The organism is Polyangium sp. 15x6, assembly GCF_029960785.1.
GTDB lineage: Bacteria > Myxococcota_A > Polyangia > Polyangiales > Polyangiaceae > Polyangium.
In genome coordinates this window covers 1-16,564 of sequence record NZ_JASBQE010000088.1, presented here as the reverse complement: position 1 = coordinate 16,564, position 16,564 = coordinate 1, and the positions used below count along the sequence as shown (strand labels likewise).

General features: G+C 67.2%; 8 protein-coding genes. 3 read left to right on the top strand and 5 right to left on the bottom strand.

Annotated features, from left to right (window positions below):
- Window positions 1–104: 104 nt before the first annotated feature.
- The 3 genes from QHF83_RS40610 to QHF83_RS40600 all read right to left on the bottom strand — a co-directional run bounded on the left by QHF83_RS40610 (window position 105) and on the right by QHF83_RS40600 (window position 8,456).
- Entirely contained in the window at window positions 105–2,321 is a 2,217-nt protein-coding gene (locus QHF83_RS40610; protein WP_282423460.1) for a DUF4139 domain-containing protein, read from the bottom strand.
- A 144-nt stretch (window positions 2,322–2,465) separates the two neighbouring features.
- The gene (locus tag QHF83_RS40605; RefSeq protein ID WP_282423459.1) at window positions 2,466–7,139 is read right to left on the bottom strand and encodes a protein kinase; all 4,674 of its coding nucleotides are present in this window, start codon (window positions 7,137–7,139) and stop codon (window positions 2,466–2,468) included.
- A gap of 12 nt (window positions 7,140–7,151) precedes the next feature.
- Window positions 7,152–8,456, bottom strand: a complete 1,305-nt coding sequence (locus QHF83_RS40600; RefSeq protein ID WP_348980514.1) for a sigma 54-interacting transcriptional regulator — start codon at window positions 8,454–8,456, stop codon at window positions 7,152–7,154.
- 849 nt (window positions 8,457–9,305) lie between these two features.
- On the opposite strand from QHF83_RS40600, the gene QHF83_RS40595 reads away from it, so the two are divergent.
- The 3 genes from QHF83_RS40595 to QHF83_RS40585 all read left to right on the top strand — a co-directional run bounded on the left by QHF83_RS40595 (window position 9,306) and on the right by QHF83_RS40585 (window position 12,305).
- On the top strand, window positions 9,306–10,403 hold the full coding sequence (locus QHF83_RS40595) for a ferredoxin reductase (RefSeq protein ID WP_282423457.1): 1,098 nt from the start codon (window positions 9,306–9,308) through the stop codon (window positions 10,401–10,403).
- A 13-nt stretch (window positions 10,404–10,416) separates the two neighbouring features.
- Window positions 10,417–11,490 carry an acyl-CoA desaturase gene (locus QHF83_RS40590; RefSeq protein ID WP_282423456.1) on the top strand — a complete coding sequence of 358 codons (1,074 nt, stop codon included), beginning with the start codon at window positions 10,417–10,419 and terminating at the stop codon, window positions 11,488–11,490.
- Between the two features lie 158 nt (window positions 11,491–11,648).
- A complete protein-coding gene (locus QHF83_RS40585; protein WP_282423494.1) occupies window positions 11,649–12,305 on the top strand; it encodes a TMEM175 family protein in 657 nt (218 codons plus the stop codon).
- Between the two features lie 422 nt (window positions 12,306–12,727).
- Here QHF83_RS40585 and QHF83_RS40580 read toward each other — a convergent pair whose 3' ends face one another.
- Both QHF83_RS40580 and QHF83_RS40575 read right to left on the bottom strand, forming a co-directional pair.
- Complete coding sequence (locus QHF83_RS40580; RefSeq protein ID WP_282423455.1) at window positions 12,728–14,089, bottom strand: hypothetical protein; 1,362 nt, start codon at window positions 14,087–14,089, stop codon at window positions 12,728–12,730.
- A gap of 524 nt (window positions 14,090–14,613) precedes the next feature.
- A complete protein-coding gene (locus QHF83_RS40575; RefSeq protein WP_282423454.1) occupies window positions 14,614–14,820 on the bottom strand; it encodes a hypothetical protein in 207 nt (68 codons plus the stop codon).
- Between the last annotated feature and the right edge of the window lie 1,744 nt (window positions 14,821–16,564).

The following is a 16,564-nucleotide window of genomic DNA, read 5'->3' as shown; positions in this document are numbered from 1 at the left end:
GAGAAAGGAGATCCGCGCGGGCGGGACGAATGCGAGGCGACAAACGATTGACGCTCACTCCTGGTGTTTGGTCTCCCGGAATTCTGGGTGCGCTCACGCTCTCGCTAAAGCGACAGCTCTGCCACCCCGTCCTGGAACCTTATCCTCGCGAGCATCAGCTTCTCTTGCAGTGCCACGAGATCAATCGTCGCCTTCGAGATCCGATCACTCACCTCCTGCATCTTCTTCTCCAGGTTCTGCATCAAGGGCCCCCCGCTCTTCACCATCTTCAGCGTCACGACCTGCGCGTGCAGCTCGTCGAGTCGCTGCCGATACTCGGCGAGCTGTTCCCGGGTCGTCGTGATCCGCTGCTCCAGGTTCGCCATTTCCTTGTGCAGATCCAGGAGCGTCCCCACGCTCTCCTTCAGCTTCCCGCTCGCCGCCGGGCCCGACAGATACACCCGCACCATCTCCATCCCCACCTCGTTGCGCAGATCCGTCGTCCGGAAGACCGGCGTCTCCTCGTCGATATCGACGTCCACCTTCTGGCCCGGCTCAATCTCCACCTTGAACAGATACGACTCGCCCATCCGCTCCTGCGAAGGCGGCGCCTTGGCCAATGTATATCCCTTCGCCACGGTATGCCGCACGTACACCGTCGCCTTGTCCTGCGACCGGTTCGTCATGACGAGCGTCTTCCGCCGCGTGTGCTTCACCTCCGTCGAAAACACGCCCCGTTGCACCGAGAGGATCCGCGTGATCGCGTCGGCCTCGTCGTCCTTGCGCTCCACCACGATTTGCCGGTCGAGCGCGAAAGGAATGAACGCGAACGAACGCGCCGGGATCGGATCACTCATGCCCTCGCCGATGAACCGACCTTCACCGAACACCGTCACCGGCCCGCTCTCCAGCACCGAATCCGTCGGGTTCTTCAGGCGCACCGCCTTGAACGGGAACGCCGCATTGCCGCGCGTGCTCTCCGGGTCGTAGAAATACACGAAGCCGCCCTCGGTCTCCGTGCTCAGGATCGAGACCATCGCGCTCGTCGTGCGCGGCACGGTCATCGGGATCGTCGACTCGAAATGCGCCGTGCCGATCGGCTCGCCGCTCGTCGCCGCGGCAGGATCGAGGCTCGCGGTCCTTTGCATGGCGGATTCGGGCTCGGGCGCCTCCACGATGCTCACGCCGCCCTTGCGGCCCTCCTGGAAGCCATTGCCCACGGCCACGATCTGCGAGGCCGGCAGCCCCGCGCGAATGAGCTGCTCGCGCGCGCGGTTCGCCCGGTCGAGCGAGGCCACTTGTTTGTCCCCGTCCTTCGCGTCGGCATACCCCTCGACGACGACCTGCCTGCGGTTGTTTCGATACTTGTTCGCGAGCTGCTCGATCTGGATCTGCTCCTGGGTCTTCGGGGGCGGCGGCGGCGGCGGCGCGGGCTCCCGCGCCGGTGCGCCCTGCGCCCCGGGCGCGACGCCGACGAGCGACTCGAACGAGCGGGTGGGAATGCGCCTCGTGAAATCCGAGCTGGCCGCGGTGCGGCTGCTCCCCACATCGATCGTCGGCGGCCTCCCGGCCACGACGACCTCCTCGCTCGCGCTCAGCCCGTCGACGACGAAGCCACTCTCGGGACTCGTACTCCCGGGACTCGTACTCCCCGCGACATTCGCGAGCTTCGTGTCGTCGAGGTTCGCGAGAATGCGCTTCCCAGGCTGCCCCGGCTGCCCCCCGTGTGTCGCCCCGCCCATCGGGGGTGCTTGCGCGAAGAGGCCGTCCGATTGCAACGTTTCTCGCTCGACCACGCGGATCGTTCGCAGATCGAAGCGGAACGAGAGCGCCGAGCTCGAGCCGACCCCGAGCTTGACCTGATTCCAGTCCTCGCCCGAGGTGTTGTCGACGACGGCCCACGCATCGACCTTCATCTTCCCGTCCTTATTGACGGCGATGCGATAACTCGGCTTCCACGAGGGCGCCTCGGTCACGTACGAGAGCCGGAGCTTGTGCGGCCGCGCGCCCTGGAGCTGGATCTCCATGTTGACGAGGTTTCCCCCCTGCCCGTCATATTGCTGCCCGGCATATCCCGAGCCCACGGTCGGATAGGCGATCGGCGCGGGTTTGCCCGTGGTCGCGTCGATCACGGTGAGCGATTTCAAGAAATCGTCGACCTTGTCGTCGGGCACGCTGAGACGGAGCGAATCCCCGTCGATCTCCGCGTACCGCTCGAAGTACGCGACGCCATTGCGGTACACGACGACACGCCCGAGCGTGGTGTCGCTCCGGACGAAGCTCGTGGCATTGCTACAGCCGAGAAGAAAAAAAAGCGAGAGGGGGGCGAGAACGTTGCGCATTGGGACACCTCGGTCGAGACGGATGCGAGGCGCTCAGCAGCGATCGTGCCACCCCCGTTTCCCCGCGCGATCGCGGCGCTTCCTCGCCGCGCCCCCCGCGGGCGTGGACCCGACGTCGACAGGTGTGGACGGGTTGTCGACAGATCAGCGCGGCGCCCCGGAGACGCGGCGCTCGCAGGCCTCTTGCTCGGCCCGCGCTGTGGCTTCCGGCACGTTGAGGAGCGCGATTCGCCGCTCGACCGACATGCAGTACGTCGTCGCCGACCATAACTTGGGATCGAGGACGCCGGCCAGCGGCTCGAGGTCGGTCCACACCCACGCGGCCTTGTCGTCCGACGCCGTGACGAGCCGCTTCCCGTCGGGGCTGAACACCGCCGAATTCAGCACGAAATCGGATCCTCGCAGAACGAGCGGCTCGCCGCTCCCGTCCGCGTTCCAGATCCGTATCGTCTTGTCCTGCGAGGCCGTGACGATCCGTTTCCCGTCCGGGCTCCACTCCGCCGAATTGACCCAGTGCTGATGCCCTTCCAACACGAGCGGCGTCCCCGTCCCGTCGGCATTCCAGACTCGCGCCGTCCGGTCGTGCGAGGCCGTGACGATCCGCTTCCCATCCGGGCTGAACATCGCGCTCCGCACATTCCCCTGGTGATCGAGCAGGAGCAGCGGCTCGCCGCTTCCATCCGCGTGAAACACCCGGACGGCCTTGTCGCGGGACGCCGTCACGATGCGCTGGCCGTCGGGGCTCCACGACGCCACGTTGACCGCGGCCTGATGGCCCTGCAAAACGAGCGGCGCGCCGCTCCCGTCGGCATTCCAGATCCGCGCCGTCTTGTCCTCGGAGGCCGTGACGATGCGCTTGCCGTCCGGGCTCCAGGAGGCGGATTTCACCGTGGCCAGATGGCCCCGAAGCACGAGCGGCTCGCCGCTCCCGTCGGCATTCCAGATCCGCGCCGTCTTGTCCTCGGAGGCCGTGACGATGCGCTTGCCGTCCGGGCTCCATTCCGCCCAGTGGACCACATTTTCATGGCCCCGCAACACCAGGGGTTTGCCCGCGCCGTCCGCATTCCACACCCGGGCCGTGTTGTCCCACGAGGCCGTCACGATATGCTGGCCGTCGGGGCTGAAGGACGCCCGGTAGACCATGCGCTGGTGCCCTTTGAGCAGCAATGGCCTGCCCGTGCCGTCCGCGCTCCAGACCCGCGCCGTCTTGTCCGAGGAGACGGTCACGATGAACTGGCCGTCGGGGCTGTACGAGGCCCTTTGAATGGCGTCTTCGTGGCCACGGAACACCAAGGGATCCCCCGAGTTCTCCGCGGTCATGAGGCGCAGGCCCTCATTCTGGAAGGCCGTGAGGATCCGCTCGCCCTCGGACGTGAACGCGAGCGAATACACGCCGTCTTTATGGCCCGTGAGCACCTGGGGCTCGCCCGAGCCGTCCGCATTCCACACCCGAACGGTCCTGTCCCACGAGGCCGTGACGATGTGCTCGCCGTCGGGCCGGAACGTCGCCGAATTGACCGCCGCGAGGTGGCCCCAAAACACCACGGGTTCGCCCGAGCCGTCCGCATTCCACACCCGCGCCGTCCTGTCCTCGGAGGCCGTGACGACACGCGCGCCGTCGGGGCTGAAGGCCGCGGAGCGCAAGCTTTGCTCGTGCCCGCGGAGGATCACGGGCTCGCCCGTGCCGTCGCTGCGCCAGATGCGCGCCGTCCGGTCCCGCGACGCCGAGACGAGCCGCGTTCCATCGGGGCTCCACGTCACGGTTCGGACCGCGTCCTCGTGACCCGAAAGGATCATCGGGCGGCCCGAGCCGTCCGCATTCCAGATCCGCACGGTCTTGTCCCACGACGCGCCCGCGATGCGGCGGCCATCGGGGCTCCACGCGACCGATTGCACGCTTTCCTGGCCCCGCAGCAGCAAAGGCTCGCCGCGGCCGTCGGCATTCCACACGCGGACGATTCCGTCCTCCGACGCGGTCGCGATCCGTTTGCCGTCGGGGCTGTAGGCCGCGGACATGACGAGGGCCGGATGCATGAGCACCACGCGGGCCGGCCCGCTCTGGAGCGCCCAGCGCGCGAGCTCCGGCCAGCCGCGTGGCACCTCGGGCGGCTCGACTTCGCGCAGGAGCGCGAGCACGGTCGTCGGATCCCCCGAGAGCTCGCGCGCCGCGGCGATACGCGTCGCATTCCGCGCCTGCCTCGCCTCGGCCTGCGCGCGCGCCGCCTCCGCGTCCGCGTGCGAGGCCTGCTGATCGGCGCGCCGCGCATGCTCCCCGGCGCGGAGGGCCAGGTACGACACGACCACCGTGATTGCGCCGAGCGCCGCAATGGCGCCCATCGCCACCCGCCGCCGCAAGCTCCGCTCGCGATCCGCCTGCGCCACGACGGCGAGGAGATATCGCTCCTCGCGCCGACCGAGCCGGAAAGGCGCGCCTGCTCCCTGCGCGGCGCGGCGGCGCGCGAGCCATTGCCGTGCTTCTTCGGCAGCTCTGTCCCGCCAAACGAGCCCCTCGGCCTCGGCGCTCGCGTCCCATTGCTGGGCCGCGGCGCGCAGGCGCGAGAGGAATTGCGCGTCCTTCTCGTTCTCGTCGAGCCAGTGCCGGAGCTTCGCCCACCGCTCGACCAGCGATTCGTGCACGATCTCGACCGTCGACCCCTCCCAATCGCCGCCCGTCTCGATGACGAGCAGCCGCGCGGCGGCGAGGTGCTGCACGACCTGCTCCGTGGCCTCCCCGCCCTCGGCGAGCTCGCGGAGCTCGGCCAGGCTCACGAGCGCGCGCGTGCGCTCGGGCGTGACGAGCCGCAGCAGAATCGACCGGGCGAGCGCCTGCTCCGGCCCCGAGAGCGTGGCGAGCACCGCGTCCGCGTGCGTGGAGAGCGCCCCCGCGACCCCGCCGAGCGCGCGATAACTCTCGCGGGACAGGAGCTTGTGCTCGCGATCCCGCGCCTCCCACAGCTTCGTCGCCGTGAATTGCAAGAGCGGCAAAGCGCTCCGCGTGTTCTCCAGCGTATCGAGCATCTGCTCGACGAGCTCGTCGCCCTCGAATCGATATCCCGCCGCCTCGATGGGCTTCGTGAGCGCCGCGCGCAGCCCCTCGCGGCCGAGCTGTGGCAAGAAGACGAGCCCGCGCGTCACCTCGGTCATGAACGGGCGATTGTCGACGAGCCGATCCAGAAAATCCGAACGCATGGCGAGGAGCACGCGCAGCGGCGAGGACGCGTCGTCGGCCGCGCCTTCGAGGCAGGCGATGAACGCCTTCCATTCGTCCTGGCTCGCGCCGAGGGTATAAAGCTCCTCGAATTGATCGACGAACAGCAGAATGTGATGGTCCTGCCCCGCGCGGCGGCACCGCGCGCGGAGCCGCGCGCCGAAATAGCCGGGGCGGCTGCGGAGCATCGCCGCGAGCTCCTCGGCGTCGGTGGCAGGGGGCACGCTCCCTCGAATGTCGGTAGGCGGATCGGCGATCTGGACCAGCACATCGCCGAGCGCGGTGAGCGGCTTTCGACCCGGGCGCAGAATGAACGCCTCCCAGGCGCCCCCCGAGCGCTTCAATGCAGGGAGGATCCCCGCCCGCACGAACGACGATTTGCCCGCGCCGGAGGGCCCGGCCACGACCACGAGCTGCTGGTTGCGCAGGCGCCCGAGCACGCCGGCGATGTCGCGCTCGCGCCCGAAGAACCGCGCGGCGTCCGACTCCTGAAAGGCCGAGAGGCCGGCGAACGGATTGTCGTCGTCGGACAGCGCCACCGTGGTCGGCTCGTCGACGAGGGATTCGAGCGCCGTGAGTAGCTCGCGCGCCGAACCGATTCGCTCCGTCTTGCGTTTCTTCAGGCATCGATCGATGAGCGCGCCGAGGGCCCCGAGGTCCGGGCGTGATTCCAGCACGCTCGGCATCGGCAATTCGAGGACCTGCACGCCGACGAGCCGCGCCATGCTCACCGGCGCGAGCGGGTGCGCGCCCGTGACGAGCTCGTGCAGGATGATCCCGGCGGCCCAGACGTCGCATTGCGGATCGACGTCGAGCCCCAGCCATTGCTCGGGCGACATGTACGGCGGCGTGCCGACCACGGTCCCGTCCTCCGTCGTCGTGACGTCGTCGCCCGGGCGCCGCGCCGCGATCGTCATCGTCCCGGTATTGTCGAGGGTGAAGCGCTTGGCGATCCCGAAATCGAGCACCTTCACCTGCCCGCCTTCGGTCAGGAGGATGTTCTCCGGCTTGAGATCCCGGTGCACGATGCCCATTTCGTGCGCGCAGACGAGCGCGCGCAGGACGGGGACCATGATCTCCGCCGCGACGCTCGGCGAGACCCCTTTCGCGCGCTCGCGCTCCGTCATCCACGCCCGGAGCGTGCGGCCTTCGAGGTATTCGAGCACCATGTAGGGATACCCCTGGAGCTCGTCGACCTCGTAGACGACCACGATGCTCTCGTGCTTGCAGCGCGCCGTGGCCCGCGCCTCGGCGAGGAACCTCTCGGCGCGTTTGCCCGTGTATCCCACGAGCAGCTTGATCGCGCAGAGCCGCGCGAGCCTCGTATCGCGCGCGAGAAACACCCGCCCCATGCCGCCCTGGCCGAGCTCGCGGATGATCTCGTATTGCTTGATGACGCTGCCCGACCCGAGCGAGAGCGACTCCACCGGAATCGCGGGCGCGCCGAAGGCGATCGGCGGCGACGTCGCCGAGAGCGTCGAGCGAGAGGGCGGCTCCGGATTGGGCCCGGTCATGGCCCGCGCGGTGCGGGCGAACGCGGGATCGGCCTCCGGCTGCCTCGGCGAAGCATCCTCCGGGCGATCGCGCTGGCTCTCCGGATGGCCCTCCATGCGATCCGTCCCCTAAGGCTCGATCCCGTGGCGCCGGAGCAGCCGATACAGATACGTCCGATCCATCCCCGCCGCGCCCGCGGCCCGCGCGACCTTGCCATCGTGCAGGCGCAAGAGCGCCGTGAAATACCGCCGCTCGAAATCGGCCACGGCGCGCTCCCGCTCCGAGGTGTACGGCGCCGTCGGATCCACGACGAACCCTTCCTCCGTCGCGCCCGTGGTCTCGACGGCCGGCTCGATCGTGCGGAGAATCAAGCAACGCTCGACGTAATTGCGCAGCTCGCGCACGTTGCCGGGCCAGGCACCATTGCGGAGCTGCGCCATGAACTCGGGCGTGCGGAGCTGCTCGGCCGCGCCCTCGGGCGCGCGCAGGGACGCGATGATCTCCTCGGCCAGCGCCGGGATGTCCTCGGGCCGCCGGCGCAGGGGCGGCATTCCGATCGTCACGACCGCGAGGCGGAAATACAGATCGGCGCGGAATCGGCCGACGTTCACGTCCGTCCGCAGATCGCGGTTCGTCGCGGCAATCACGCGCACGTCGACCGGCCGGTACGCGTTCGACCCCACGCGGCGGACCTCCCGCGCCTCGAGCGCGCGGAGCAGCTTCGGTTGCAGGTCGACGGGCAGTTCGCCGATCTCGTCGAGGAACAACGTCCCGCCCGACGCCTCTTCGAACGCGCCGACGCGCCGCTCCGTGGCCCCCGTGAACGCGCCTTTCTCGTGCCCGAAGAGCTCGCTTTCGAGCAGATTTCCGTGGATGGCGCCGCAATCGACGATGACGAACGGCCCTTCGCTGCGGGCGCTCTTCTTGTGAACCGAGTGCGCCGCCTGGCTCTTGCCCGTGCCGGTCTCGCCTTCGAGGAGCACCGTGACGTCGCTCTCCGCCGCGCGGGCGAGCATCGCGAACGTCGCGCGCATGGCCGGCGAGACGCCCGTGAGCGAGCCGAAGCGGGTCTCCTGCGAGACCGAGAGCCGGTTCGTCTCGGCGGCGAGCTCGAAGCGGATCACGGTCTTTCCGAGCCGGAGGAGGCTGCCGACGCGCAGGAACGCTTCCAGGACCGCGACGCCGTCGAGCACGGTGCCGTTGCGGCTCTTGAGGTCGCGGACGCGGACGCCGCCCTCGTCGACCACGATCTCGCAGTGGAACCGGGAGACGGTGGGGTCGTCGACGATGAGGTCGTTGCGGTGGTGGGAGCCGACCGAGCAGCGGTCACCCGTGGACTGCCAGGCGAGTCCGCGCGCGGGTCCCTCGACGACGGTGAGGCGGAAGCGGCGGACGGTGCCTCTCGTGGAGGCCTGGCCGTCGGCGTGCGTCAGGGTCGTGGAGGGAGCGGCGCCCTCGGGGATGTTCCGGTCGCTCTGCTCTTGCCCCGCGGCGCGGCCTCGGCTCGACACGGCTCAACTTCCTACCACAGGCGAGGCGCGGCTCACATGACAAACGCGGGTGCGGGAACGGAAGTGGGGGCGGGAGCGGGCGCGGGGGGCGGATCGTCCTGGGGAGGGGTCTTTCGGGTCAGGAGTCGTAGCCGTAATTGCCGTCGAGGACGAGGACGACGCCGCTCTGCGGGTAGAAGAGCACGATGCGCGCGATGTTGTCGGTGCAGTTGTGGCACGACACCTGCTCGCTGTAGTGCCACGCCTCGATGTCGCCGCCGCCCGCGAAGGCGTCGATCGCGGCGAGCAGGAAGTCGTTTGGGCCATGGGCTGCGTCGAGGTGACGAATGGCCGCATCGTTGAGCTTTCGCCAAACGCAACCAGCGGGGCCCGGAATGCAGGATCTCCCAGATATCGAAGCCGCCGTGACTGTCCGACTTCGGCCGGGAATGGATCGGCACCGCCGAGGATCCGTCGGACGCTGACCGGCTGCTCCTTCGCGGAGGAGGCTCGCCTGATGACCGATCGACAGCAGCCTTTCGGGCGCTTCGAGCGTGGGAAGCCCGGAGCCGCCTGCCGTTTGCGTCTCGTCCCACCGCTTGCCGACGAGCGCCGCTCGCTGTGGCGGGTAGCCCGGCAGAGCGGCCGAGCCACACGAGGAAAACAGGCGCTCGACCCATTCCTGAACGAATCGTGACGCATCGCATCTTGTCCACGTACCTGCGGCGTCGTAGGTTTGTCGGCAGGGTGGCAGGGTGGACGTGTAGGACCAGCGCCCATCGAGGACTGCAGATGAACACGCTCGCGACGAGCGCGCCGCGCGTGGCGCGTACGGCTTCGTTCGCCCTTCGGGCCGCGCAGCGAGTCAGCCGCGCGTTGCTCCTCGACCGTTCGTTCCGGTTCTGGGTCGACGAGCTCGCTCCGGTCGCCTCGCGTGCCGAGCTTCGCGCATGCGTCCTTTCGGTGGCCGACGTGACCCACGACGTGAAAACGTTCGTGCTCGCACCCCGGGTATGGCCCGGTCACCTGCCAGGGCAATGGGTACCGGTCGAGATCGAGGTGGACGGCATACGCCTCCGTCGTTGTTATTCGATCTCCTCGCCACCGAACGACCCCCACGTCGAGCTCACCGTCAAGAGAGTCCCCGGCGGCCGCGTCTCGAACTGGATGCATACGCATCTGCACGCAGGCGACTTCGTTCGCCTCGGCGCGCCCTCAGGCGACTTCGTCCTCCCCGAGGCCACGCCCGCGAAACTCCTCCTCCTGAGCGGCGGCAGTGGGGCTACACCGCTGATCGCGATTCTCCGCGACCTTGCCCATCGGCGCGCGCTAAAAGACGTGACTTATCTCCATGCCGCGCGTTCGCGACGAGACGTACTCTTCGCCCGCGAGCTCGCGCGCCTTTCGTCGTTGCACCCCGGGCTCCGGGTGGTGCTCCACCTCGACGACGAGTCGCCACGACTCGATTCCACACAGCTCTGGGTGTTGGTCCCCGACCTCGCCCATCGCGAGACGTTCCTTTGTGGTCCGACCGGCATGATGGACGCCGTCGCGCCCGCGTTCCTGGGTTTTGAAGGACGGTTGCATCACGAGCGATTCGTCGTCGCCAAACCTGCCGCAGCGGCGCCCGGCGCAGGAGCGCTGATTCACCTCGGTCGCTCGAAACGATCCATCACCACCACGGGTCGCGGGACACTGCTCGACGAGCTGGAGCAGGCCGGTGAACGCCTCGAATACGGCTGCCGCATGGGCATCTGCAACACCTGCCGGTGCGCCAAGCGGAGCGGGGTGGTCGAAAACGTCCTGACCGGCGCGATCTCCAACGAACCCGACGACGTCATCCGCCTTTGCGTGTCCGTCGCCCGCTCTGATCTCACGCTCGCCCTCTGATCCAGGACCTCCGATGAACCGCGTCCTCACCCCTCACGAAATCGACGCCTTCGGCCGCGAGCTCGATGCACTCCGCCAAGAAGTTCTCGACCAGCGCGGACAACGCGATGTCGATCACATTCGCAGCGTGGTGCGCACCATGCGTTACGCGGAGGCCGCCGGCCGGTTGCTCCTCCACGTCGGGATCGATCCCGCCACCTTCGCGCTCGGCAGCGGAGCACTCGGCCTGGCCAAGATCCTCGAGAACATGGAGATCGGGCACAACGTGATGCACGGCCAGTACGATTGGACGCACGATCCCGAGCTCGACGGCGAAACCTACGATTGGGACATGGCCTGCGCCGCCCACCAGTGGCGCGAGTACCACAACTTCGAGCACCACACGTTCACCAACATCCTCGGTCGCGACCGCGACGTCGGCTACGGCTTTCTTCGGGTGACGTCGGAACAGCCGTGGAATCCGGCCCATATCATCCAGCCATTCGTGGCGGTGGGGCTCGCATTCCTGTTCCAGTGGGGCATCGGGGCTCATGCGCTGCGCCTCGACGAGACCATCGCCGGCCGCCAGTCCGTCGCCGTGCTGTGGACCCGTGCGCGGCCGTTCCTGGCCAAGGGCTCGCGACAACTGTTCAAAGACTACGTGTTCTTTCCGGCATTGGCGCTGGCGAATGCGCCACGGGTCGCGCTCGGAAACTTCATCGCCAATGGGACCCGCAACGTGTGGGCCTTCGCCATCATCTTCTGCGGGCACTTCCCGGAAGGGGTGCGCATGTACCACGAGCAGGAAATCCAGGACGAACCACGCGGTGCCTGGTACCTGCGCCAGATCCACGGGTCGGCCAACATCAAAGGAGGTCGCCTGTTCCACGTGTTGAGTGGCCACCTCAGCCACCAGATCGAACACCACCTGTTCCCCGATCTCCCCGCCTGCCGCTACCCGGAGATCGCGCCGCGCGTGCGCGCGATCTGCGAACGGTACGGGCAGAGCTACAACACCGGTAGCTTCCGGGCGCAGCTCACGAGCGTGGCCAGACAGATCCTCGAAAACGCACTCCCCTCGCGCGCGCGTCCGGCTCGAATGCAGTAACGTTCGGGGAACGTCGGGACCGCATCGCGACGCTCCAAGACAAGCCGTTCACCGAACGCCTCCGCCCAGGCCGTCGGGGCGCGAAGGGCTCACCGCCACGAAACGGCGAGACCGCCGCTACGCGTGTGCGCACCCATCTGGTAAGCTTATCCCATCCAATGGCGCTCCCACCCGTCCCGCACGAATCCGCGTCGAGCCTCCGGACCAGTCGGATCGAGGCCCTGAGCGATGCGGCCTTCGGCATCGTGATGACGATCCTCGTCCTTGAGATACCCGTGCCGGAGATCGAGCAACCCACAGCCCTGGACATACCCCGTGCGCTGCTCCGCTTGTGGCCGAATTTCCTTGGTTATTTCGTGAGCTTCGTCATGCTGGGGATGTCCTGGGTGGCGCAGCACGAGCAATTTCATTTCATCAAGCGCGCCGATCAAGCCCTCTTGTGGATGACCATGCTGTTCCTCATGCTCGTCGCGACCGTCCCCTTCACCACGACGCTGATCGGCCGGTACCTGGAGCAGCAGGCGGTCGTGGTGCTCTACGGCGCGCACCTCCTCGCCATCAGCCTCGTCCACCATGCGACGTGGCGTTACGCGACCACGAACCGGCGGCTGGTCGATCCCGACGTTGAACTAGAGGACGTCAAGATCCATCTACGCCGCTCGCTCACCACACCGTTGATCTATTTGGTCGCCGTAGGGCTCTCGTTCCTGAGCACCGTCCTTAGTATTGTGGTCTATGCATTCGTGCCGCTCGTATACGGCATGTTACCGAGCATCTACGCCAGGCGGGAGGGGTCCCGCCCTCGCAAGAGCTGATTCTTCCGAAGCAAGAGGCGAGGCGAGCTCGGCTGCGCCGTGCGAGGTCCTCGCGCCCCGAGGACCGCGTCGAAGGGTTGCGCTCGTCCCTTCCTCCTCGTTTACGTCGTAGCCGTCGTCGGGGTCTTCCGACGCACCCGCCAGAGACACGTGTGAGCCCGAACATGTGAACGTCCCAAGGCAAACGCGAGGCGACGAGCGGCCAAGCCCCAGCACCTCTCAGAGGTCGATCCGGTGCGCGGGGTCCTTCGGTCGGCGGGCTCCTTCGCTCGGGGGGTGGGGGCCCCTGCGTCGGGGTGGCCTCTGCGGAGGAAGGGCGGCGGGGGCGGTCTTTCTTGCGCCGCGCAGGCGTTTGCCTGGAATGGGTGGGCTGTCCAGTCTTCGGGTATGCCGAGCGCGACAGCTACGAGCGGAATTTCGGCTCAGGAATCGTAGCCGTAATTGCCGTCGAGGACGAGGACCACGCCGCTCTGCGGGTAGAAGAGCACGATGCGCGCGATGTTGTCGGTGCAGTTGTGGCACGACACCTGCTCGCTGTAGTGCCACGCCTCGATGTCGCCGCCGCCCGCGTAGGCGTCGATTGCGGCGAGCAGGGCGCTGCCGCCGGTCGAGCTGAAGAACATGGTGGAGGAGAGGCCGGCGCGATCGGTGAATGTGCCGTATTCGGCGGGCGGCTGGTTCTGATCGGCGGAGGCGATCTCGTCGATGATGCTCGCGATCGTGGCCGGCGTCTCCGGGCACTCCGGCGTATCGTAGGCGGCAATGGGCTGGATGTTGCGCCAGTTGTAGCCGCTGGATCCCTGGTTCCAAGCCGCGCGCGCCGGTTCGAGGGAGGAGGCGTCGATCGGGGAGAGCGAGAGTGGCTCCTGGGCCACGTCGCACGCGTTCGCATAAACGCAGCGCTGCACCTGGCGGTAGGTGCCACACGCGGCGAAGTCGGTCGTGCCGGCGGGTTGGCTGTGGTAGCAGGCATAAACCGCAGGCTCACACGGAGGCGTCGGCCATACGTTGTAAGGGTCGCCGGAGGTGAGGGCGAGGCCCGTCACGCGCGCGACGAGGCGCGCGGTCTTGTTCGCGACGGTGCCGTTGGGGCGCGTCGCGCTGAAGGAGATGGTTTGCGTGTGGGGATCGATGGCGTTGTGGAGATTGGTGTACGACCAGTCGAGGCGGTAGCTGTCGGCGTCAATGGGGAAGACCGAGGGCGCGCCGTCGGGTGCCGTGACGGTGAGGGGGTTTCCGGCGACGTCGACGCCGCCGCGATAGACGATGTTATCGATGTTGTTGACGACGTAGTAGGGCTGCACGGCTTCGTCGATCCAGAGGTCGCTGGCTCCGAGGAAATCGTAGAAGCGGGCGGAGATCTCGACGCGGGCGGTGTACTGGTTTGGGGAGCCGGTGAAGGTGTTGATGGAGACGAAGAGGGGGAGGCCGGAGAGGAGGGTATTCAGCTCGTGGCCTTCGTGGATCACGAGTTCGAGTCGGCGTTCGCTGATGATGTTCGCTTGCGCGAAGGCGTCATCGGGGACGAAGCTGAAGACGTTTTGGAGGTAGCGGTTCGCGGTGCCGCGGAAGATGAGGGCGCGGACGCCGTCGCGCTCTTCGAAGGTGCCGAGTGTCTCGAAGGAGAAGTCGAGGTCGCCCTCGGAGGCATAGATGCGGGTGGCCGTGGCGGCGGAGGGGGCCGATTCCGTTTCTTCGGGGAGTGGAGAGTCCTGCGCGGCGCAGGCGGGGACGGAGAGGGCGGCGAGGAGACCGATTGCAAGGAAGTGCGATTTGTTCACCATGGTATCTCCAGCGAGGGGTGGCGACCTCTTATTGCTCAGGAAGAGCGGGCTGGCAAGTGACGAGCTTATGACAAGGCGGTGGGGTGGTGTACGGAATGCATTTTCGCGTGGAGGGAGTGTCGAGAGGCTTGCACATCATTTAGGAGTGTTCGTAGGAACAAGAGGAGCGGGAGCGGGAGCGGCAAGCGAAATCTGTTTGTGTACCGTTTTTGAGGCGATGGTGAGGACTAACGGCGCGATCTTCAACAGGATTTGCATGGTCCCTCCGATCACGGGCGGAAGCCTTGCGGGGCGTTCGGCGTAGCCCTCGGGGTGCTCTCGGCGCTCGGCGCAGCCCCGGGGGTGCTCGGCGCGGTCGCGCTCGACGGCGCAGCCCTCGGGGCGCTCTCGACACTCGGCGGGACGCAAGGCGCAAGGCGCAGCCCTCGGGGCGCTCGACGCAACCATGCTCGACGGCGCAGCCCCGCCAAGAACCCAAGAATGGCCGCCGTACAAGTTGCCGCCATGTACGCGATGCCTACTCGTCAAAAATCAAAAATGTACGATTCTCGACAACAGAACGTCACCGCGTTCTCTTCGTCCTCGACCGCCTCACCGATGGGCTCCCCCCCGCCGGCCTCGCACGTGCCGGCGATGTACGCGTGATCCGTGACCGCCTTCCCACCCATCGCCCGGCCCGCGGGGAAAATGATATCGCATGCACCCCCGACGGAGGAGATCGGGCGCTTCATGAATTCCGACGAGCAAGCGCCATCATCGAACAACCGCAACGTAGCACCGCACGTGCCCCCTTGAGGCGCGCCACACGTGCATGCTGTGCAGTCGCGCGATTCCTGGGGCTGAAATGGGTACATGGTCCGGGGAAGCTCGTAATCGTAGGGCTTGGGGCACTTGGTGTGCTTCCCGAGCCGCCAGATGCATTGACGGTGGGGATAGAGTACCTTCGGGACGCATAGTTGATCCCCCGTACCACAGAGCGACGTGTCAAGGCTCGACCTACAGGCGAGCGCGCCCGTCTCCCATTCCGTGCTCTTCGTCCCGCCCACCTTGATGATAGGCGATGGCTTGACGTCGCACTTCTCGTTTACCGGAGGGGGAAGCGCGGAGAACGTGATCGACTGCGCGCACAGGACGCCGCTTCCTGGTGGACACTGCGCCCCCGCGGGCAACGCGTTCGCGTTCGTGCAGCTCCCATCCCACCCCCCCGGACCGTCAAAAGGGAGCGACGGCGCCCCCACCGCGCCGCACATACCAGCCCCGATCGTGATCTCCCCCGGGACGCCGCTGCATTGCCCCGTCGCTTCCCGGCACTCGCAGGCGTCGCACTGCATGGGGGGAGCCGTAAGGCCGGCGTAGAGCCTGAACTGCTCGCCGCCAACGAAGGGGCACTTCTTCGGCATGTCCGAGGCCGGCCCGAACCAGGTGGCCCATGGAACCGGGCTCCAGAAACCGGCCTGGGGATCGTCGGGAATCTTGACGCATTCCCCGCCTTGCGCTTCGCACGCCGCTTGTGGTTCGGCGTCTGGGCTGGCGTCGGCGTCTGCCCCCGCGTCCGGAATGCACTGCGGGCTAGGGAAGCCTGTCTCGGGGTTGCAATACCACTGCCCTACGTCGGGGGGGGCCGAACAACCGTAGGCAGTCGCGAGAATCGTAGTCATACAGCCGGCAGATACCCCAAGATATGCCAGGCGCTTTCGAGTCCAAACGTTGCTCATATCAAACCTGCGTGATGGTTCAGAATTGCCAGACCGCAGACAGCGTGGCACCAATGAGAATCGGAGGTTGATCGGCAAGGATTCTCGACCCAAGCCGTAGCTGGGTTCCGCGGGCAAGGCCCACAGCGTCAGCGGAGGCGCGTATCGCTAAACCTTCATAAACAGGCATCGTGACGCCCACGCGCCCCCCGAGACCGGGCTTAAAGAACGACTCCGTTGAGCCGATGAACGCGTCCCCAGCAATCTCGGCGCGAATGACTCCAACGTGCCCTAGCGCGCATCCGAATAACCACCGCCAGTGTGCGCAGAGGCCGAGCAAGCCCGCAACGGTCATGGCGCTAATGGGTTCACCGCCGACGGGATATGCCAACCATGCAGCGCGAAGATCAGCATCGAGCGATAGCGCGCGATATCGCAAACTACCAGAAATAGCCGCACCAAAGGCAGGGGCCCATGACGCCACCCCCAGCACCATCACCGGCCCCGCACCGATCGAACCTCTCACGCCCGATTTCTTCCCATCGCCCCCTGGAGGATCGTCGTACGCATACGGATCCTCCTGCTTCGACAAGGGCTTCCCATCCACGACCCCTACCGCCCCTGCAATGCCTAGACGTGGGTCCCCGAGCGGCTCTAGATGGCTGGTGTTTTTCTCTACCAAACCATCGCGCGATGGTGTAAGGCGGGGGGCATGTCCCGTGGACAAACCCCGAAGCAGGGCGAGATGTGGAGGTCGACGTCGGCGTACTGCGGAGCGAAG